Genomic DNA, 19,384 nt, shown 5'->3' with positions numbered 1-19,384 from the left:
GACGGGATTATTTCTTCAATACGATCGATTTACCAGTCATCTCTGCTGGTTGGTCCGCTCCGAGAAGATCAAGGACCGTTGGTGCGAGATCAGCGAGTGCACCTGTGAGTGGTTCAAGGAGTTCAACGTCCTCGACCGTCACGATACATGGAACGGGTTCTGTCGTATGCGCCGTCATCTTACTGCCGTCCGCATTGAGGACTTTATCCGCGTTCCCGTGGTCAGCCGTGATGACTGCCGCGCCGCCTTTGCTGAGAATCAGGTCAACGACTTTCCCAAGACACTCATCGACAGCTTCGATCGCCTTTTTCGTCGGCTCGAGCATACCCGAGTGACCGACCATATCCGGGTTAGCGAAGTTGAGGATGATCGCGTCGTGTTTGTCCGAGTTGATTGCGTCGACGAGGGCATCTGTGACTTCATAGACGCTCATCTCCGGTTTCAAGTCGTATGTCGCGACTTTTGGTGAAGGGATCAAGATCCGATCTTCCCCTTCGTATGGTTCTTCACGTTGTCCGTTGAAGAAGAACGTGACATGCGGATACTTTTCCGTTTCCGCGATGCGTAGCTGTTTGAGACCTTGTTTTGACAATGTCTCACCAAGCGTATTCTTGATGTCTTCAGGCGGGAATACGATGTCCGTATCAATCGCATCCGAGTACTTCGTCATCGAGACGAGTAGCAGGTTCTTCGGTGCGTTGTCCGGAATTTCGAAACCGTCGAAGCCACCTTTTTCTTTGTAGACTTTCGAAAGCTGAATCGCACGGTCAGGACGATAGTTGAAGAACACGATCGCATCGTTATCGTGGATCGGTGCGACTGGCGTACCGTCTTCCTGCACGACAACAGTTGGTTCGATGAACTCATCCGTTACGTCTTGTTTGTACGAAGCTTCAACCATGCCGATTGGATCCTTCGTCGTTGGACCTTCACCGAACGTGATGACGTCATAGACTTTCTTGACGCGCTCCCAACGGTTGTCGCGATCCATCGCATAGTAGCGACCAGAGATACTCGCGAATTGTCCGACATTCAATTCATCCATCTTCGCTTGCGCGTCACGGAGGAAACCAGCGCCCGATTGTGGGTCGCAGTCACGACCGTCCGTGAAAGCATGGAGGTAGACTTTTTCGATTTCGTGAAGTTTCGCGAATTCGAGCACCGCATATAAGTGGTTGATGTGACTGTGGATTCCACCGTCAGAGACCAAACCGAAGATATGAAGCGCTGAACCGTATTTCTTCACGTGACCTGCCGCATCGTTCATCGCTTGACGCGAGAAGAACGAGCGATCCTTGACCGCGTTGTTGATTCGGGATAGCGATTGATAGACGACGCGACCTGCACCGATGTTGAGGTGACCCACTTCTGAGTTCCCCATTTGACCTTCAGGCAAACCGACGTATTCGCCTTTCGCATTCAACAACGTATGCGGGTATTGACCCCAGTAACGGTCGAAGTTCGGTTTGTTTGCCGCCGTAACGGCATTTCCGAACTCCTCGTCACGCATACCAAAACCATCAAGGATGATCAGTGCGACTGGACGTTTTTTCATTTAAATCGCCTCCAACAGTTTGAGGAACGATCCTGTCTCAAGACTTGCACCGCCGACGAGCGCGCCGTCGATGTCTGGTTGAGCCATATATTCTTTGATGTTTTCCGGTTTGACGCTACCACCGTATTGGATGCGGACAGCTTCTGCTGCTTCAGCACCGAATTCAGCTGCAACGACGTCGCGGACGAATTTACAAGAATCTTGTGCATCTTGTTCTGTCGCTGATTTACCTGTTCCGATTGCCCAGACAGGCTCGTAAGCGACGACGAGATTTTTCACTTGGTCGACAGTAAGACCTTTGAGGCTGTTTGCTGTCTGTTCGCGGATGACGTCTTCGAACTTGCCGCCTTCACGCTCTTCCAGTGTTTCACCTACACAAACGATTGGAACGAGACCGTGCTCGAACGCTTTTTTCGCTTTGCTGTTGATGAACGCATCTGTTTCGCCGAAGTACTCACGACGCTCAGAGTGACCGAGGATGACGTATGTCACGTCGAGTTCTTTAAGCATGAGCGGGCTGATTTCACCAGTGAACGCACCGCTCTCTTTGTCGTACATGTTTTGAGCACCGATCTTAAGATCCGTACCAGCTGCTGCTTCTGTCAAGTGTGCCAAGAATACTGCTGGCGCACACACAGCTGCGTCGACTGTCGTCGAAGCAGGTACAGCTCCTTTGACTTCCTCAACGAATGCGACTGCATCCTTGAGCGTCAGATTCATCTTCCAGTTACCTGCGATAATTGGTTTACGCATTGAGAAACACTCCCTTGTGAACTTAGATTACTTGTCGTTTAGCGCTTCGACACCAGGAAGAGCTTTCCCTTCCATGAATTCGAGACTTGCTCCACCACCTGTAGAGATGTGGCTCATTTTGTCAGCAAGACCGAATTTCTCTGCCGCAGCAGCTGAGTCGCCACCGCCGATGATTGAGTACGCATCACTGTCCGCAAGAGCTTGCGCGACACCTTTTGTACCGTTTGCGTATTTATCGAGTTCGAATACGCCCATCGGTCCGTTCCAGACGACGAGTTTCGAGTTCTTGATTGCCTCTGCATAGAGTTCAACCGTTTTTGGACCGATATCAAGTGACATGTGATCTGCTGGGATCTCTGTGATGTCACGTGGTCCGACATATGTTTCTTCTCCGAATTCCTTCGTGATGACACAGTCGATTGGCATGAGGAACTTAACGCCTTTTTCTTCTGCTTTCTTCATGAATTCCTTCGCTTGGTCGATTTTATCGACCTCAAGAAGTGAAGTACCGACTTCGATACCACGAGCAGTGAGGAACGTGTACGATAAGCCGCCACCGATGATCAACGTATCGACGATGTCGAGTAAGTGATCGATGACACCGATTTTATCCGCTACTTTCGAACCACCGATGATTGCCGTGAACGGACGATCCGGGTTAGAAAGAGCTTTACCGAGAACTTGAAGTTCTTTTTCGATGAGAAGACCGGCAACTGCAGTGTCGACATGGTGTACGATACCTTCTGTCGATGCGTGTGCACGGTGTGCTGCGCCGAACGCGTCGTTGACGAAGACGTCAGCGAGTTTCGCGAATCCTTTAGCGAGCTCTTCGTCATTTTTCGTTTCACCAGGGTAGAAGCGAACGTTCTCTAAGACGACGACATCGCCGTTTTCGAGTTTGCTGACTGCTTCTTCTGCAACTGGACCGTATGCTTCTTCAACGAGCTTGATGTCTTTACCAAGCAATTCGCTGAGGCGTGCTACGACAGGTGCAAGTGAGAACTCAGGGTTCTTTTCGCCTTTTGGACGACCCATGTGGCTAGCGAGAATGACTTTTGCTCCGCCTTCGATCAAGTGTTTGATCGTTGGGAGTGCAGCACGGATCCGTGTGTCATCCGTGATTTTACCGTCTTCCAACGGTACGTTGAAATCCACGCGTGTAAATACGCGTTTTCCTTGTACATCGATGTCGCGAATCGATTTCTTATTCATACATTCGTCCTCCGTCTCTTACGTATAGTGAGGGGCGAATGCCCCTCCCGCTTTTTTCCGCAATAAGAGCGGAGACTGATATCGTTTCCGCTCTTATTCAATTGCTATTTAATTGCTCGAATTACTTAGCGATTTCTGCGAAGTGTTTGAGTGTACGAACGAGTTGGCTAGTGTAAGACATTTCGTTGTCATACCAAGCAACTGTTTTAACGAGTTGTTTGTCGCCGACTGTCATGACTTTAGTTTGTGTTGCATCGAAGAGTGATCCGTAAGAGATACCAACGATGTCAGAAGAAACGATTTCGTCTTCAGTGTAACCGTAAGACTCGTTAGCAGCTGCTTTCATTGCTGCGTTAACTTCTTCTACAGAAACTTTTTTGTCGAGTACAGTTACGAGCTCAGTGAGTGAACCTGTAGCGACTGGTACACGTTGTGCAGATCCATCAAGTTTACCTTGAAGTTCTGGAAGAACGAGACCGATTGCTTTTGCAGCACCAGTTGAGTTTGGAACGATGTTTGCTGCTGCCGCACGTGCACGACGGAAGTCACCTTTAGGGTGTGGAGCGTCGAGTGTGTTTTGGTCACCAGTGTAAGCGTGAATCGTAGTCATGAGACCTTCAACGATTCCGAACTGATCTTGGAGAACTTTAGCCATTGGCGCGAGACAGTTTGTAGTACAAGAAGCACCAGAGATAACTGTTTCAGTTCCGTCAAGGATTTCGTGGTTCGTGTTGAAGACGACTGTTTTCATGTCGCCAGTTGCAGGTGCAGAGATAACGACTTTTTTAGCGCCAGCTTTCAAGTGAAGCTCAGCTTTTTCTTTGTCTGTGAAGAAACCAGTACATTCGAGAACGATGTCAACACCGAGCTCGCCCCATGGGAGTTCTTCTGGGTTGCGGTTAGCAAGTGTTTTGATTTCTTTACCGTTGACGAGGAAGTAACCATCGTGTACTTCAACTTCGCCGTCGAAACGACCTTGAGTCGTATCATATTTGAGAAGGTGTGCAAGCATTTTAGTGTCTGTAAGGTCGTTGATCGCGACTACTTCGATTCCATCAAATTGAAGAATTTGACGAAGTGCCAAACGTCCGATACGTCCAAATCCGTTAATACCAACTTTTACTGCCATGATAATTTTCCTCCTTTTAATGTAAAGCGAGTTATCTATTATTCAAAAGGGGGTTACCCTTTCAAAATCGAAGCTGCTGCGCCTTCATCCGTGATCAGGATGATGTCCGGCGACTGTTTGACATAGGCGTTGATCGCTTCTGCCTTCGAATGACCACCTGCGACGACGATGACGTGTTCGACTTGCTTCAAGTCAGCCAGTTGGAGACCAACCGTCTTGACCCGGTGCACGATGTTCCCGTCTCGGTCGAAGTAATATCCGAATGCTTCCGCTACTGCCTGTTCATGTTCCAGTCGGGTCAGGAGATCCTCAGACGCGCGACGACGTTTTGCCATCGTTTTCGCCTCACCAATTCCATGTACCACGATTGAAGCATCTTTAATCATTTGAAGCACATTTTTTATGCTCGGCTCTTCAATCATCTTGACGAACGTCTCTGTACTGACCATGTCGGGGATGTGAAGCAGATGATAATCACTTTGAGCGCGTGACGCCATCCGTGAGCATACTGTGTTCGCTTGTAATTCGAGCGTTTCTCCCAGTCCTCCGCGTGCCGGAACGAATGTCATCGGACGGTGTTCCTTGTCTGGCGACATCATCGCCGCGACGGAAGCCATCGTCGTACCGCCTGTGACAGCGATCGTATTGTGATGGTCTGAAGAAAGCTCTCGTTTGAGTCGTGCGACGGTCGCCCGCCCCATGTCTCGTTGTACCCAGAAGGTTTCATCGGAATCACCCGGTACGATGACGACGTCCCGTACTCCGAGTCTCTCTTTTAAGGCTTTCGCCATGTCTGAGATCCCTGCGAGTTCTCCCATGATGCTGTGCATGCTGCGAAGAACGTTTCGTCCTTCATCTGTCAAGGACATCCCTTGCGTCGCGACCTCTAAGAGGTCTTGCTGCTTCAAGAAGTCAACTTCCCGCCGTAAGACGCGTTCCGTCAAGCCAAGGCTTGTCGCAAGCGTACGTCGTCCAATCGGTTGCATCAGTCGAACATAATGAAGGATGTCGTAGCGTGTCTGCATTTCTTCGATCAGATCAGGCACGATTCGTTTTTGGATCTGGACTAACTGCCGAATCATGTATTTCCCTCTCCTCTCAAGTAGCTGGACGCTTTTTGTCCCGCATGTCATAACGTGTCCCACTTGGTACACCGTTATCATAACAGTCCATTTCTCGCCTTGCAAGTCTCGTTTCTCAAGTTTTTTGAAGTAAGCGGTTTCTTATCGTTTCCGTATCAAATTTGCCATAACTCCAGATTTCCTCGTCATGCATGACGACCGGAATTTCATATAAGAACCGTAGACTGAGCGCTTCATCCTGATCGATGTTGACTTCCTCGAATGTCCATTCCGGAAACTCATCGAGTACGAAGTCGAGTAAGATGGCGGCTTCTTCACATAGCGTACATCCCGGACGTGAATAGAGTGTTAAGTGTCTGTGTCGTTTTAATCCCATTCTGATTGCGCCTTCCTTTGCTGCATCATTTTTTTCGTTAAACCAAGTGCTGCCCGATATTTCGCAACCGTCCGTCGCGCGACTGTCAGACCGTCTGCTTGCAGACGATCCGTCAATTGCTGATCACTTAACGGACGATCGCTATGTTGAATGTATTCGGCGATCCGCCGTTTAATTAAAAAACTCGAATCTCCGGTTGTCGTCCGTGAGACGAACAAGTCTTCTAAAGCAACGAGACCATTAACCGTCTCGACATACTTCGCAGCAATCGCTCGACCAATCGTTGACGGATGATGCCCCGTCGCCTCAGCGACTTGTTTTTTCGTCAGTGGCTCAAGATGCAGTTCTCCCTTGAACCAGCGTTCTTGTCGCTCAAGCAAGACCGAGAGGATGGCATGCATCGTAACGCGACGTCGTTCGTACGCGCGCAAAAAAGGCGTTGCCTCTTTTAATCCGAGCCACTTCTGATCCATGTCGAGTGTCATCCAGTCAATCTGAAGTTTTCCATCTAACAGGTGAATCCGTGCTTCTGCCATGACCGGTCGTTCTTCTTTAGGAAGATCCGGTGTCCGGCTCAGGCGCGTCAATCGTTTTCGCAACCGTGCTCGATCCTGTTCACTGAACTGCGCGAACACTTGACTCGCCGGTTCATGTCGTAACTGATCCGTCAGTCCGATCAATTCCGCGTCGTCTAGCTCAATTGCCTGTAACCATTGGCACTCGCGCTCCGAGCGGGCAGCGATGCCGACTGGTTCACATTGTTGTAAGAGTGTCCGTGCTTCTGTAATCGTTGCGACATCGGTCGAGAAGGATGCAGCGAGCTGCTCGTCCGATGTCCGCAATAAACCGTCCGCTTCTAAATACACGATGAGTTGTTCCGCCATATATCCTATTTCCTGTCTGACTGATTCTAAACGTATTTGTGCAAGAAGCTCGTCTTCATAGGAGGCCAAATGTCCTGCCATCTGCTCGACCTCTAGCGAAACCTGATTCGGGTAATGACGATGCAATCGTCGTTTCAACCGTCGCCATTCCTCCTCGAGCTCTGCCGCTGGTTGCTCAAGTACATGTAACTGATATTGTTGTGACGCCGATAACGTCATCTGTTGCGTCTGCTCCTGGCGTTGATCCATCGATTCCCCCTCCTCCACTTCTTATTATAGAAGAAACGTTTTAAAAAACATGCTCTGAACCTTTCTCCAACCGCTCAGGAAAAGAAAAGTCATCCTTCCCTATTGCTTTTCTGAAAAAATGTCGCTATACTATTAATTGTTCAGTACATCAGATGCACCCGTAGCTCAGGGGATAGAGCACTGGTTTCCGGTACCAGGTGTCGGGAGTTCGAATCTCTCCGGGTGTACCATTTATTCAACTACAAGGCAATGCCAGCAATGGCGTTGCCTTTTTTCTATATTGATATGTTTCATTTGCCCTTGTAATGGAAAAATACCTAAAAGTCGCATCGTATCTTTTGACCAATATTGACCAAAGGATTATGATAAGGATAAGTCGAATAGGAAGCTACATACCAACTATAAGGAGGCAAAGACTATGTTAATTCCAACAGTCATCGAACAAACAAACCGCGGGGAACGTGCTTACGATATCTACTCACGTTTGCTAAAAGACCGCATCATTCTTCTCGGGAGCGCGATTGACGACAACGTCGCCAACTCAGTCGTTGCCCAACTTCTGTTCTTAGCAGCAGAAGATCCAGATAAAGAAATCTCGCTTTACATCAACAGCCCAGGTGGTTCGATCACTGCCGGTATGGCGATTTACGATACAATGAACTTCATCAAGCCACAAGTCTCAACGATTTGTATCGGTATGGCAGCATCGATGGGTGCGTTCTTGCTCCAAGCAGGCGCAAAAGGAAAACGTTTCGCGTTACCAAACGCTGAAATCATGATCCACCAACCACTCGGTGGTACACAAGGTCAAGCATCGGATATCAAAATCCATGCGGAGCGTATCATCAAAATGCGTGAGCACCTCAACAAAATCATGGCTGAAAACACAGGACAACCACTTGAAGTCATCGAACGCGATACAGAGCGTGACAACTTCATGTCAGCACAAGCTGCTGCTGATTACGGTCTCATCGACCGCGTCATGGAACGTGCATAAGTCATCCAGAGTGTCTCCTTCGGGAGGCACTTTTTTTGTATCCATAGAAAATCGAAGCCTTGTCGGTTATCGTTACATACAAAAAACCTCCCGTTCCTTATAGAACGAGAGGGCGATGATCAGTCGATCAAGTCTGTGATGTCTGAAACGATATCGTGGTTTTCACGAATCAGCGAGTAGATCGCGTTCGCATGTGGCGAAAGCTCTTCTTCTGCTTGTAATTGTTTCAGGAATAAAGATGTTGCGAACGCAACGAGTGTACTTTTCGGTACACCGATTGCTTTTGCTTTTTTTGTTAACACTTCATCAAACTTCGCATCGACTGTCAGCGAAATACGTTTCTTTTCGTTAGCCATTTCAAAAACTCCTTAATTCGAACATTTAGTTGCATCGACTATATATTATAGTAGACTATGGTTCATCCCGCAAGCGACCCTCTTATATGGCCCCTGTCATCGACTCGCCATTTCGTACTTTTTCAGCGATTTGATCAATCTTCCGCAACCGGTGATTGATCCCTGATTTTGAGATGGAGCCGCTTTCGACCATCTCCCCGAGCTCTTGCAACGTGACGTCTTGATGTGTCACGCGCAAGATCGCGATCTCCTTCAACTTATCCGGTAAGACATCGAGTCCGACCGTTCGCTCGAGGAACTTAATATTTTCGACTTGGCGTAATGCTGCGCCAACCGTCTTGTTAAGGTTCGCCGTCTCACAGTTGACGAGACGGTTGACCGAGTTACGCATATCTTTTAAGATCCGCACGTCCTCGAACCGTAGCATCGATTGTGTCGCATCAACGAGCTTAAGGAAATCGGAAATCTTCTCGCTCTCTTTAATGTAGAGGATATGTCCCTTTTTCCGTTCGATCGCCTTCGCGTTCAAATCAAAGACGTTCGATAGACCGCGGAGCGCCGCATTGTGTTCTTCATATAAGCTAAAGATCTCCAAGTGATACGACGATGTCGCCGGATTGTTGAGCGAACCTCCGGCGAGGAACGCCCCTCGTAAATATGCGCGTGCTTTTCGTTCATCGTTTAGAATCGTGTCACTGATGGAGCGAATCATCGTGAACCCTTCCCCTAAAATCCCGAGGTCTTGCAAAATCTTATCCGCCTGTTGTTTGACGCGGACGATGTAGACATTATTCTTTTTCAGACGCATTTTCTTCCGCACGAGCAGATCGAGATGAACCCCGTATGCTTTTTTCAAAAGCGAGTAGATCCGACGGGCAATCGAGGCATTCTCGGTCGAGATATCGAGTGTCAGACCACGTCCGAGACCGAACGAGATCGCACCATTCATCCGGGCAAGCGCCGCGAGTTCCGCCTTCATCTCGTGATCGGTGATCGGAATCTGCGTTAATTCTTTTTTGACTTCTGAGGCAAAGCTCATGTCAGCTCCTCCTTTCCTTCGAGTTGACGCATCCGTCGAATCGACAACACTTTTCGCATGACGAGGCTTGCGACGGCATCTGAGTCATGACGGATGAAGTGATGATTGTAATCGACGATGTCGTCCGCAAGCACTTCAACGCCAGCGAGCTCGAATTGTTTTTCATTATAGGTGACGATGTCAGCGTGATCCTTCTGGTATTTCTTCAGGTAACTCGCATCGATCGATTCGTTGTTGACGATGATCGTATCAACGACGCCTTGTCCGAGGAAGCGTTCGAGTGCCGCTAAATGTTCATTCGCCGTGAACGCCGTCGTCTCACCGGGTTGCGTCATGACGTTACAAATATAGACGACCGGAGCCAGCGATTGTTGGATCGCTTCCCGGATTTCATCGATCAGGACGTTCGGGATGATACTCGTATAGAGACTACCCGGACCAAGGACGATGACGTCGGCATCAAGAATCGCCTGAATCGCTTCCGGTACCGGACGGACGTCTTGTTCTTCAAGGAAGATCCGTTCGATCTTCTTGCCGACCTTCGGAATCAACGACTCACCTTTGACGATCGTTCCGTCCTCGAACTCAGCACATAACGTGATCGTCCGTTCCGTCGCCGGATAGACTTTTCCTTCCGCGTTCAACAGTTGTCCCATGACGCCGATTGCTTCGACGAACGAACCATTACAGAGCTGGGTTGCTGCCGTCAGCATCAGATTTCCGAGTGAATGACCATGCAGTCCTTCCCCGGTCTCAAACCGGTACTGCATGATCCGGTCCATCAATGTCTCTGACTTCGATAAGGAGACGATGACGTTTCGGATATCGCCCGGCGGCAACATATTGAATTCCGTCCGCAAACGACCAGAACTGCCCCCGTCATCAGCAACGGTGACGATGGCTGTGATGTCAAGCGGGTAATGTTTCAGTCCACGAAGAAGCGTCGAGAGTCCTGTTCCGCCACCGACAGCGACGACTTTACGTTCCCATTTCATCACTTCTCCTCCTTCGCATACACATAATCCCGATGATTCGTCTCGATGTGATACTGCGTCGCAAATTCTTTACTGATCGCTTCCGCGAACGTAATCGAGCGATGTTTCCCGCCTGTACAACCGAGGGCGATGACGAGTTGCGACTTCCCTTCCCGCTCGTATTGTGGAATCAGGAACTCGAGCAAGTCGACTAGTTTTTTATAGAACAGCTTTGCTTCCGGCCATTGCATGACGTACGACGCGACTTCCTCGTCGAGTCCCGTCTTTGGACGCAGCTCTGGAATGTAGAACGGGTTCGGTAAGAAGCGCAGGTCAAAGACGAGATCGGCATCAAGCGGTAAGCCGTGTTTGAAACCGAACGACATGACGTTGACCGTGAACGGAATCCGAGTGCCTTCCGTGAACTCCTTCAAGAGACGTTCTTTCAGTGCAAGCGGCTTGATGTCACTCGTATCAATCAGCATCTGTGCCTTATCACGGAATCCTTCGAGCAACGTCCGCTCCCGTTCGATCCCGATCAATGGGGAATCCGTTGGTGCGAGCGGATGCGAACGGCGCGATTCCTTGTAACGACGTACGAGGACATCGTTTCGTGCATCAAGATACAGCATTCGGATTTGTAAGTCCGTTTTCTTTAAATCCTCATAGACGACAAAAAAGCTGTCGATGAAATCACGCGCGCGGGTATCGATGGCAACGGCGATTTTAGGACGCACTTGTCCGATGACTTCGATGAGATGCGGCAGTAACGTCGGGGGTAGATTGTCGACACAAAAATAGCCTAAGTCCTCAAAGCTATTCATTGCGACAGTCTTCCCAGCCCCACTCATACCCGTGATGATGACAAGTTGCGGTTGATTCTGTTCCATCTTTTCGCCCTCCAGACAACAGTTCCGTGTGTATTTTTCACTTCTTTCTCAGTATATCATAAAAAAAGAGCCAGCTTCACTGAAGTCTCCTTCAATGAAACTGGTTCGATATTATGCGTGTGAGGATTCTTGTAATTCTTCAAGCAACGCTTCGATGAAATGCTGTGCATTTTGCGCTGCGATCGAACCATCATTTGTTGCTGTAACGACTTGGCGCAATGTTTTTTCACGCACGTCACCAGCAGCAAAGATACCTTTGATGTTCGTTTCCATCGCTTCGTTCGTCACGACGTAGCCTTGGTCGTTCAAGATGCCGAGATCTTGGACGTAACCTGTAATTGGGTTCATTCCGATGTAGATGAAGACCCCATCGATCGGATGCGTCGTCACGTCAGCTGTTTTTGTATTAATCAGCTCGATACCGCCGACTTTCCCGTCTTGTTCGTTGATCTGTTTAACCGTATGGTTCCAGATGAAGTCGATTTTCGGATTGTCGAACGCACGTTTTTGAAGGATTTTTTGAGCGCGGAGCTCATCACGACGGTGAACGATCGTGACTTTTTTCGCGAAACGTGTCAAGTAGACACCTTCTTCAACAGCAGAGTCGCCGCCACCGATGACGAAGAGTTCTTTTTCTTTAAAGAACGCCCCATCACAGACCGCACAATACGAGACACCGCGACCGCCGAGCTCTTCTTCACCCGGTACGCCGATTTTCTTATATTGTGCACCAGACGCGATGATGATTGCCCGTGCGTAGTAATCTTTGTTGTGTGCGTGAATCGTTTTGTATGCTTTACCGTCTTCGATGCTTCGAACGTCTCCGTACGCATATTCTGCGCCGAATGCTTTCGAGTGGTCGAACATTTTTTGCGAGAGATCAGGTCCGAGGATGCTATCGTATCCTGGGTAGTTCTCGATATCTTCTGTGTTCGCCATCTGACCGCCCGGAATCCCGCGTTCGATCATCAATGTCGAAAGGTTCGCACGTGATGCATAAAGTGCGGCTGTCATCCCAGCAGGACCTGCCCCGATGATGATGACGTCATAAATTTTTTGTTCTGTTTCCGCCATGATTCCACCCCATTTATCGTAATCGTTGTAGTTTGAGTATAGGTGAGAATCCCCTAAACGTCTAACACTTTGCTTGCAGCGGTGCCAGCATCCGTTCATGTGTCCGGATCATTAACGCGACGTGATCGAACGAACAATCGACGAGCGATGCGCATTCCTCGATCAACATTCCGTCTCGTAAATCATGGAACAGGTAAAGCAGTGATGCCGCGGATGCTTCAATTGAATCGAATGATTCTCCACTTAAAACGAGCTGTGCGAAGCGCTCATAAAAGTCCCCTTCAAGACTCATCCGTTCTTCGTCTGAAACGAATCGTTCTGCAAGACGGATCGTCTGCAATGCCCGGTGAATGCGTTCATCCACGACATCGGTCCGTCCTTCCATCTCGATGACAATCTGTTCCGTCAGTAACAGGACGTCTTCTCGGTCCGTCACTTCTGGCATCATCGACAATGCAAGCCGTGCTTCGGCATCGTTCAGCTTGCCAAGAAGAAGTGCCGTGAAGATTCGCGAGACGTCATCTTCCGTCTTCAACGCTTGGATGAGTGCCGAGCGAAACTGTAGGTTGTGGCGGATGTCATACGTATCCGTTTCTTCCTTTAACGCTTGTGCTTCGTCTGACTTTAAGAAAGCGGCTGCTTCTTCGACGTGTCCTGTCTTATAAGCAGAGATTGATAACCAGTGCCCAAAGAGTGGGTCTCCCCGGTAACCGCGACGCTCGAGTAACTTCAACTCTTCATAGGCGATATCATATCGTCCGATGATCGCAAGTGTTGATGCGACCTTGTAACGTGTCTCAAGATGCACGGAACGGACGTGTTCGAGCTGACGAGAGAGACGGTGTGCCTCTTCGTCCTGTCCCATCTCGTGTAGCAAGACGAGCGTGTTACAAAGGGCATGCAAATTCCCCGGGTTTCCTTCAAGGACCCGTTCGAGGGAAGCGAATGCCTGATCATTCTCTCCTAAATAAAACTCGACGATCGCGAGGTTGTTGTAGGCAGGCCAGAACGTCGGGTACTGGGCAATCAGTCCAGTCAACGTCTCCTGTGCCGCGAACAGCATCCCTTTATCGATCTGGCGTTGTGCTTGACCGTGCAGACGAATCAATTCGTCCTCTTCGTCGTCTTCCATCTCTTGTTCGAGATCAATCAGTTCCACGAGTGCGGCCGATGCCTCCGCGTGTTTACCGTTTGGTGCTTGCTCTAAATATTCCATCGCATGCTGTCGCGCTTCTTCATAAAGTGAGACGTGTGCGTAGTTATTCGCTAAATAAAAGAGTGCTTCCGTATTTGATGCGTCGAGTGCGCGTACTTGTTTCAAGACATCATTCGCATGATTGATTTCTCCTGTCTCGAATAAGACACGGGCATAACGGAGCAAATAACGGATGTCCGCTGGCTGAAGTGTCGTCGCCTCATCTAAATGATAGACGGCTTCATCCAGTCGCCCTTCCCGGTGCGCCTTCCGTCCGCGGAAATAAAAAAGTTCCGCTTGGCGCGCTGTAATCGCAAAGGGGTCTGCTTTGTATTTGGTTAATTCCATCATGATTCAAGCCCCCATAAATAATAAACTGGTTTCGTAGTTGCAGACACAAGAATACCCTATCTCTAGAAGGCATGCAACAGAAAAAAACGCCGGAGTTCATCCCCAGCGTTTCGCATAAATCGATTCCAGTTCTTTGTAATTCTCTAAGCATTTTCGTACAAAAGCATCCGTCTCTGGATTCAGTCCTTCAAGACGTGCCACGTCCTTGTCATATGCCTGCCGTAAGCTCGTCGCATAATCGGGAATCTCTCCGTCATACGCATAAACGACTGCGGGCGAAACCGTGATCTTTTCGTGCTTATGCAAGGCGGTCCGGATATGAAAGAGCGGGACATCGACTTGGTTCGGTTGATGAAGATCTCCTTGAACCGGATGCTTCTCGACAGCCAGCACCTCCACGACGAGACCTTGTGGACGTTCGGCGAATAATCTTCCGAAATACTTTCCTGTCTTATACGTAAAGCGGATGTGCGTCATCTTTTTTCCTTCTTCCTTCTCACAGTTTTGTCACATTTCGTGCCGGCGAAGCGGCTGACTCGAGACGCGTTCGTTCGGAGCGATGTCCCGGTGAACAACGGATCCGGCACCGACAACGGCACCATCTCCGATCGTCACGCCCGGTAGGATCGTCACGTTCGCACCGATCAAGACGTTGCTTCCGATGACGACGTCACCTAAACGATACTCCGTCGTCAAATATTCATGACAGAGGATTGTCGTATTGAAGCCGATGATCGTATTGTCACCAATCGTGATTCGCTCCGGGAACATCGTGTCTGGCATCACCATCAAGGCAAGTGCCGTCTTCTCCCCGATCTTCATTCGGAGGCACGTCCGGTAGAGCGCGTTCTTAAAGCGTAACGACGGGGCAAACCGACCAATCGTGACGATCGTAAAGCACCACATCACTTTAAAGAATGACACCGTCCGGTACATATGCCAGAGCGGATTCGTCGTTCCGACCTGAAACCGATCAGTTCGCCGTGCCATTTTGTTCCTCCAGCCAAGCAGCAAGATGATCCATCGAATCAATGATGACATCCGGCTCGAGAGCTTCTAAGTACGCGCGTCCTTTGATCGCCCAACCGACCGCGACCGTCTTCACTCCTGCGTTCTTGCCCCCAAGGATGTCCGTATCGTTGTCACCGACCATGATCGTCTCGTCTGGTGTTGATCCAAGTAACTGCATCGCTTTCTCAAACGGCTCGACGGCTGGTTTTTCTTCCGTTACGTCGTCCGCTGCGATGACAGCATCAAAGAGTGACGTCAATCCGAATAACTCGATCCCGCGTAAGGCGACGCGACGACTCTTCGACGTCACGACCGCCATCTTATAGCCTGCTTCATGCAAACGGCGTAATCCGTCAAGCACACCTGGATATTCGAGTACAAGCGCGTCATGCATGGCAATGTTGTAGCTCCGGTAAAAAGCAACCATCTCTTTCCACTGTTCCGCATTCATCGCTGAAAATGATTTTTCAAGCGTCGGACCGATGAACGGAAGCAGTTCCGCTTCCGTGAACGTCCGATCCGGATAATAGTAACTGAGCGTATGCTCGAAGCTTTTTAAGATCAACGGATTCGTGTCGATCAACGTTCCATCCAAATCAAATAGTAGCGTGCGAATCATCGATTACTTCGCCTCCTTTTTCGAACCGTCCAAGTAACGAACGGCGTTGCGGCGAACGACCATCATGATCACACCGAAGATGATCAAACAGATTGAGACGATTTGCGCCGTCCGGAGTCCATCTCCCATCAACAGACTGTCCGTCCGGAGTCCTTCGATATAGTAGCGTCCGATCGAGTACCACACGAGGTAACCGAGGAAGACATACCCACGGCGTGGATTGAACTTCATCCGCCAGACGATCAACAGAATGACACCGATGATGTTCCAGATGCTTTCATAGAGGAACGTCGGTAAATAGTATGTTCCATCAATGTACATCTGATTAACGATCCAGTTCGGTAAGTGCAGCGTATCTTGTAAGTACGACCATGTCGTCTCGCCACCGTGTGCTTCTTGGTTGAAGAAGTTACCCCAGCGTCCGACGGCTTGTCCGAACAAGAGCGACGGTGCCAGGATATCGGCGATTTGCCAGAACGAGATCTTTTTCTTACGCGTATAGATGATGACCGTCAAAATCGCCCCGATGATCGCACCGTGAATCGCGATTCCACCTTGGCGGATGTTGATGATCTGATCGAGATGCTGACTGTAGTAGTCCCACTCGAACGCGACGTAGTAAATCCGGGCACAGATGATACTGATCGGAATTGACCAGATGACGACATCGACCGCATACTCTTCATTGAAGCCGATCCGCTTCGATTCGAAGATCGCGATCAACAGGCCGACGACCGCACCGAGTGCGATGACGATCCCGTACCAGTAAATCGGTACCGGTCCGAGATTGATTGCGACGCGATCAAACGTTGGTTGTACAGAGGCTAGAGTTCCCATCAAAGACCACCATTCCCATCTTCAATTGCTTGCGCGAGACGTCCCGCGAATTCTTCTGCTGTATTAATGCCCATGTTTTTCAGGCGATAGTTCATCGCTGCCACCTCAATAATGACGGCGAGGTTTCGTCCGGGACGAACCGGAATCGTCAAGAACGGGATTTCCGTATCGATGATTTGAAGCGTCTCTTGATCCAGACCAACGCGGTCATAGACTTTCGATTGATCCCAAATCTCGAGGTTACAGACGAGGCTGATCTTCTTGTGCGAGCGAACAGCACCTGCACCGAACAACGTCATCACGTCGATGATCCCGATTCCACGAATCTCAAGCAGATGTTGAATCAACTTCGGTGCCGTTCCGACGAGAATCCCGTCACCCGTTTGACGAATCTCGACCGAGTCATCTGCGACCAGACGATGACCCCGCTTGACGAGTTCGAGTGCTGTTTCCGATTTACCGACGCCACTTGCTCCTTTAATGAAGACGCCGACACCATAGATATCGACAAGGACACCATGCATCGCCGTCGTTGGCGCGAGTTCTGCTTCGAGGAAGTTCGTGATCTGTGACTCGACCGATGTCGTATGCCCTTTTGTCGTCAACAGTGGCACGTTCGTCTCGTCCGCAGCTTGGATGATCGCTTCCGGCACTTCAAATCCACGTGTGATCAAAATACCAGGTGTTTCATCTGTACAAAGGACGTTCGCTCGTTCACGTTGTTCCTCGTACGTTAAATTATTGAAGAACGTCAATTCTGTTTTTCCGAGAATTTGAAGACGTTCTGCCGGGTAATAGGCATAATAACCGGCAAGCACAAGGCCAGGTCGGCACAAATCAGCCGTTAGAATCGGGCGATGTAAGCCTTCTTCTCCCGTGACGATGTGGAGATTGAATTGTTTTACGATTTCAGCTGTTCGCACTTTTGGTTGCACGCTTCGTCAGCCCCTTTCACTTGAAGTATTGTACCATATTTTTATTCGGTTCATGGAATTGGATTAGAAGCATGATTTCTTGGGAATGGAATAAAGAGTTAATATTTTGAAGGAGGTTTTGCCATGATGTCAGGTGGCGGTATTTGGTTCGTTTTAATACTTATTTTATTTGGAATCCTCGCGATCGCCGGTTTCGTTTATCTCGTGATTTCGCTGATCGATATGTGGAAGGCTTACTCCCGGAATCAAGATCAAACAGCTCTCTTATTCTTTATTATTTCCATTATCGGGGTCTTCATCAGTGGGTCTTTCATCTCGTACGTCTTAGCCATCATTTTCTATTGGAATCGCGCACGCGGAAAGAGTTGGCTCGGCATTGGTCTGATTCTCGTTTCGATCGTTCTTGCAATCATCGGTGTCATCGCCTTACTCTCGTTCGGTTACGATATGAATAATATCGAGAACATGAACTTCGACGAGCCGATGATGGATCAGGATTACGATTATTGATGTAGCTACACCCATCTTCTTATGAGGATGGGTGTTTTTACATGTGCAGACGAAGTCGTTCCGCATCTGTGACTCCTACAGGAAAAAGCGCGGATATCCACACTGTCAGAGACAAACGAGCCTGAGAAAAGCACGCAAAGCTGATGCGACGTCATTAGAAAAGCGCAACCTCTTTTTCAAGAAGTTGCGCCGAGTATGCTTATAACGCTTGTGGACTGAGGTGAACGCCGTGTGTGACCGAAATCGTACCTGTCTTCGTATCCGCTTCGACCTCGATTTTTGGTGAACGGCCGCGTCCTGATACGAAATGGAGTTTCCGGTTGACGATCTCTTTTTGATCCCGAATCAATTCCATGTCGTCCAAGTTGCAGTTGAGACCACCAAAGTTCGTCTCAAGTTCCCCGTAGACTTCAGCGCCATGCGGCAACATCAAGGCGATGCTTCCAGCAAGTGACGAGGCTTTGACTTTCGCATTTTGCGCTGTCTTCAGCTCGCACCGGACGTTTCCGTTCGCTGTTTTCAATTCTGAACGTTCGAAGACACCCGTCGTGATGATTTGACCGTTGGCTGTCTTCGCTTTTAAGACCTTCAACTCCGACTCTTCGATTTCGATCGAGCCGTTCGCTGTCGATACTTTGACATCTTCACTGAAGAGGTCACGGACGTTGACCCGACCGTTCGCCGTCATCAGTTGAGCGGACGTCGTATCGAGTGACGATAACGAAATCTCACCGTTCAACGTCTGTAAGACGAAGGACTCGTAATGACGACGTGGTACTTTCAGATGGACTGTCGCACGGACACTCTTATCCTTCAAACGAATTGAGAGTGTGTTCGCCGATACCGCGTGTTGCACAGCGGCTTGAAGTTGCTCAAGCGCCTGTTCTTCCGTCACCTGTTGGCGGCGGAGCGGACGTCCTGTCACCGTCAATTCGCATTCTTCAAGATCACTCGGTTCGACGACCAAGTTCGCATTGAACAGATCGACGTGAACCGTCTCACCGCTGAACGGGAATTGTTTGACGTAGGTGACGTTCGGACCAGACGCCTGATTAAGCGAAAGATCACTGTCCTTGATCCGGCTGACGAGATTATCGAACGCTGACATGACTTTCGTCGTCAGCGAATCGACGGAATACTGGTCGACCCGATCATATTGTTCTGGTTCATCGACGTACTTATGTTCACTGGCAGAAGTTGCACGTTCGTCGATCGCTTCGAGCCGCTCGAGTTTATCGAGTGCCTCATCAATCGTTAACTTTCCTTCTTTGACTTGCTCCAATATCAATTGACGCATATCTTGCTTCATGAACCGTTCCCTCCTATTCTTGAACCTCAAACGTGTGTTACATGATA

The 19,384-nt window shown here is 49.3% G+C and carries 20 protein-coding genes, 1 tRNA gene and 1 pseudogene; 3 read left to right on the top strand and 19 right to left on the bottom strand.

The window, feature by feature from the left end:
• Window positions 1-7: 7 nt before the first annotated feature.
• From gpmI to Q9R23_RS11595, 7 genes are all read right to left on the bottom strand, one after another.
• Window positions 8-1,555, bottom strand: coding sequence for a 2,3-bisphosphoglycerate-independent phosphoglycerate mutase (gpmI, locus tag Q9R23_RS11625; protein WP_064299425.1), 1,548 nt, complete (start codon window positions 1,553-1,555; stop codon window positions 8-10).
• Window positions 1,556-2,308 carry a triose-phosphate isomerase gene (gene tpiA / locus Q9R23_RS11620; protein ID WP_023469215.1) on the bottom strand — a complete coding sequence of 251 codons (753 nt, stop codon included), beginning with the start codon at window positions 2,306-2,308 and terminating at the stop codon, window positions 1,556-1,558. It lies immediately after the preceding gene.
• Between the two features lie 27 nt (window positions 2,309-2,335).
• Window positions 2,336-3,520 carry a phosphoglycerate kinase gene (locus Q9R23_RS11615; protein WP_311247086.1) on the bottom strand — a complete coding sequence of 395 codons (1,185 nt, stop codon included), beginning with the start codon at window positions 3,518-3,520 and terminating at the stop codon, window positions 2,336-2,338.
• A 121-nt stretch (window positions 3,521-3,641) separates the two neighbouring features.
• Window positions 3,642-4,649, bottom strand: a complete 1,008-nt coding sequence (gene gap / locus Q9R23_RS11610; RefSeq protein WP_023469217.1) for a type I glyceraldehyde-3-phosphate dehydrogenase — start codon at window positions 4,647-4,649, stop codon at window positions 3,642-3,644.
• A gap of 53 nt (window positions 4,650-4,702) precedes the next feature.
• Window positions 4,703-5,731, bottom strand: coding sequence for a sugar-binding transcriptional regulator (locus tag Q9R23_RS11605; protein WP_290783326.1), 1,029 nt, complete (start codon window positions 5,729-5,731; stop codon window positions 4,703-4,705).
• A gap of 115 nt (window positions 5,732-5,846) precedes the next feature.
• Entirely contained in the window at window positions 5,847-6,107 is a 261-nt protein-coding gene (locus Q9R23_RS11600) for a glutaredoxin family protein (protein WP_035409973.1), read from the bottom strand.
• Window positions 6,098-7,240, bottom strand: a complete 1,143-nt coding sequence (locus tag Q9R23_RS11595) for an RNA polymerase factor sigma-54 (protein WP_311247085.1) — start codon at window positions 7,238-7,240, stop codon at window positions 6,098-6,100. The genes Q9R23_RS11600 and Q9R23_RS11595 overlap by 10 nt, the downstream gene beginning before the upstream one ends.
• Before the next feature lie 154 nt (window positions 7,241-7,394).
• Here Q9R23_RS11595 and Q9R23_RS11590 point away from each other — a divergent pair.
• Together Q9R23_RS11590 and clpP are read left to right on the top strand one after the other, a co-directional pair.
• A tRNA-Arg gene (locus tag Q9R23_RS11590) sits at window positions 7,395-7,470 on the top strand.
• Between the two features lie 182 nt (window positions 7,471-7,652).
• A pseudogene (clpP, locus tag Q9R23_RS11585) lies at window positions 7,653-8,237 on the top strand (ATP-dependent Clp endopeptidase proteolytic subunit ClpP); the annotation flags it as partial.
• 119 nt (window positions 8,238-8,356) lie between these two features.
• On the opposite strand, the gene Q9R23_RS11580 reads toward clpP, so the two are convergent.
• The 11 genes from Q9R23_RS11580 to hprK all read right to left on the bottom strand — a co-directional run bounded on the left by Q9R23_RS11580 (window position 8,357) and on the right by hprK (window position 17,518).
• Window positions 8,357-8,593 (bottom strand): hypothetical protein, encoded by a 237-nt coding sequence (locus Q9R23_RS11580; protein ID WP_035409978.1) that lies wholly within the window; start codon window positions 8,591-8,593, stop codon window positions 8,357-8,359.
• A gap of 82 nt (window positions 8,594-8,675) precedes the next feature.
• Window positions 8,676-9,632 (bottom strand): DNA-binding protein WhiA, encoded by a 957-nt coding sequence (gene whiA, locus Q9R23_RS11575; RefSeq protein WP_035409981.1) that lies wholly within the window; start codon window positions 9,630-9,632, stop codon window positions 8,676-8,678.
• Window positions 9,629-10,627 (bottom strand): gluconeogenesis factor YvcK family protein, encoded by a 999-nt coding sequence (locus Q9R23_RS11570; protein WP_035409984.1) that lies wholly within the window; start codon window positions 10,625-10,627, stop codon window positions 9,629-9,631. Before Q9R23_RS11570 ends, whiA begins: the two co-directional genes overlap by 4 nt.
• The gene (gene rapZ / locus Q9R23_RS11565; RefSeq protein ID WP_029342483.1) at window positions 10,627-11,496 is read right to left on the bottom strand and encodes an RNase adapter RapZ; all 870 of its coding nucleotides are present in this window, start codon (window positions 11,494-11,496) and stop codon (window positions 10,627-10,629) included. Before rapZ ends, Q9R23_RS11570 begins: the two co-directional genes overlap by 1 nt.
• 111 nt (window positions 11,497-11,607) lie before the next feature.
• A complete protein-coding gene (gene trxB, locus Q9R23_RS11560; protein ID WP_023469225.1) occupies window positions 11,608-12,570 on the bottom strand; it encodes a thioredoxin-disulfide reductase in 963 nt (320 codons plus the stop codon).
• 61 nt (window positions 12,571-12,631) lie between these two features.
• Window positions 12,632-14,116 carry a tetratricopeptide repeat protein gene (locus tag Q9R23_RS11555; protein WP_311247084.1) on the bottom strand — a complete coding sequence of 495 codons (1,485 nt, stop codon included), beginning with the start codon at window positions 14,114-14,116 and terminating at the stop codon, window positions 12,632-12,634.
• Window positions 14,117-14,212: 96 nt separating this feature from the next.
• Window positions 14,213-14,593, bottom strand: a complete 381-nt coding sequence (gene kapB / locus Q9R23_RS11550; protein WP_023469227.1) for a sporulation phosphorelay system protein KapB — start codon at window positions 14,591-14,593, stop codon at window positions 14,213-14,215.
• Window positions 14,594-14,623: 30 nt separating this feature from the next.
• Complete coding sequence (locus tag Q9R23_RS11545; RefSeq protein WP_035409993.1) at window positions 14,624-15,106, bottom strand: acyltransferase; 483 nt, start codon at window positions 15,104-15,106, stop codon at window positions 14,624-14,626.
• On the bottom strand, window positions 15,090-15,746 hold the full coding sequence (ppaX, locus tag Q9R23_RS11540; protein WP_290752371.1) for a pyrophosphatase PpaX: 657 nt from the start codon (window positions 15,744-15,746) through the stop codon (window positions 15,090-15,092). The genes Q9R23_RS11545 and ppaX overlap by 17 nt, the downstream gene beginning before the upstream one ends.
• 3 nt (window positions 15,747-15,749) lie before the next feature.
• The gene (lgt, locus tag Q9R23_RS11535) at window positions 15,750-16,583 is read right to left on the bottom strand and encodes a prolipoprotein diacylglyceryl transferase (RefSeq protein WP_311247083.1); all 834 of its coding nucleotides are present in this window, start codon (window positions 16,581-16,583) and stop codon (window positions 15,750-15,752) included.
• Window positions 16,583-17,518 carry an HPr(Ser) kinase/phosphatase gene (gene hprK / locus Q9R23_RS11530; RefSeq protein ID WP_035396292.1) on the bottom strand — a complete coding sequence of 312 codons (936 nt, stop codon included), beginning with the start codon at window positions 17,516-17,518 and terminating at the stop codon, window positions 16,583-16,585. Before hprK ends, lgt begins: the two co-directional genes overlap by 1 nt.
• Window positions 17,519-17,641: 123 nt before the next feature.
• Between hprK and Q9R23_RS11525 the strand changes: the two genes are divergently transcribed.
• Entirely contained in the window at window positions 17,642-18,028 is a 387-nt protein-coding gene (locus Q9R23_RS11525) for a hypothetical protein (RefSeq protein ID WP_311247082.1), read from the top strand.
• A 199-nt stretch (window positions 18,029-18,227) separates the two neighbouring features.
• Here Q9R23_RS11525 and Q9R23_RS11520 read toward each other — a convergent pair whose 3' ends face one another.
• Window positions 18,228-19,337 (bottom strand): DUF4097 family beta strand repeat-containing protein, encoded by a 1,110-nt coding sequence (locus tag Q9R23_RS11520; RefSeq protein ID WP_056062976.1) that lies wholly within the window; start codon window positions 19,335-19,337, stop codon window positions 18,228-18,230.
• Window positions 19,338-19,384 lie beyond the last annotated feature (47 nt).

The organism is Exiguobacterium sp. BRG2 (assembly GCF_031844245.1).
Classification (GTDB): domain Bacteria; phylum Bacillota; class Bacilli; order Exiguobacteriales; family Exiguobacteriaceae; genus Exiguobacterium_A.
Note: the sequence above shows the minus strand (reverse complement) of the source record. Positions and strands in the feature narration are given on the sequence as shown.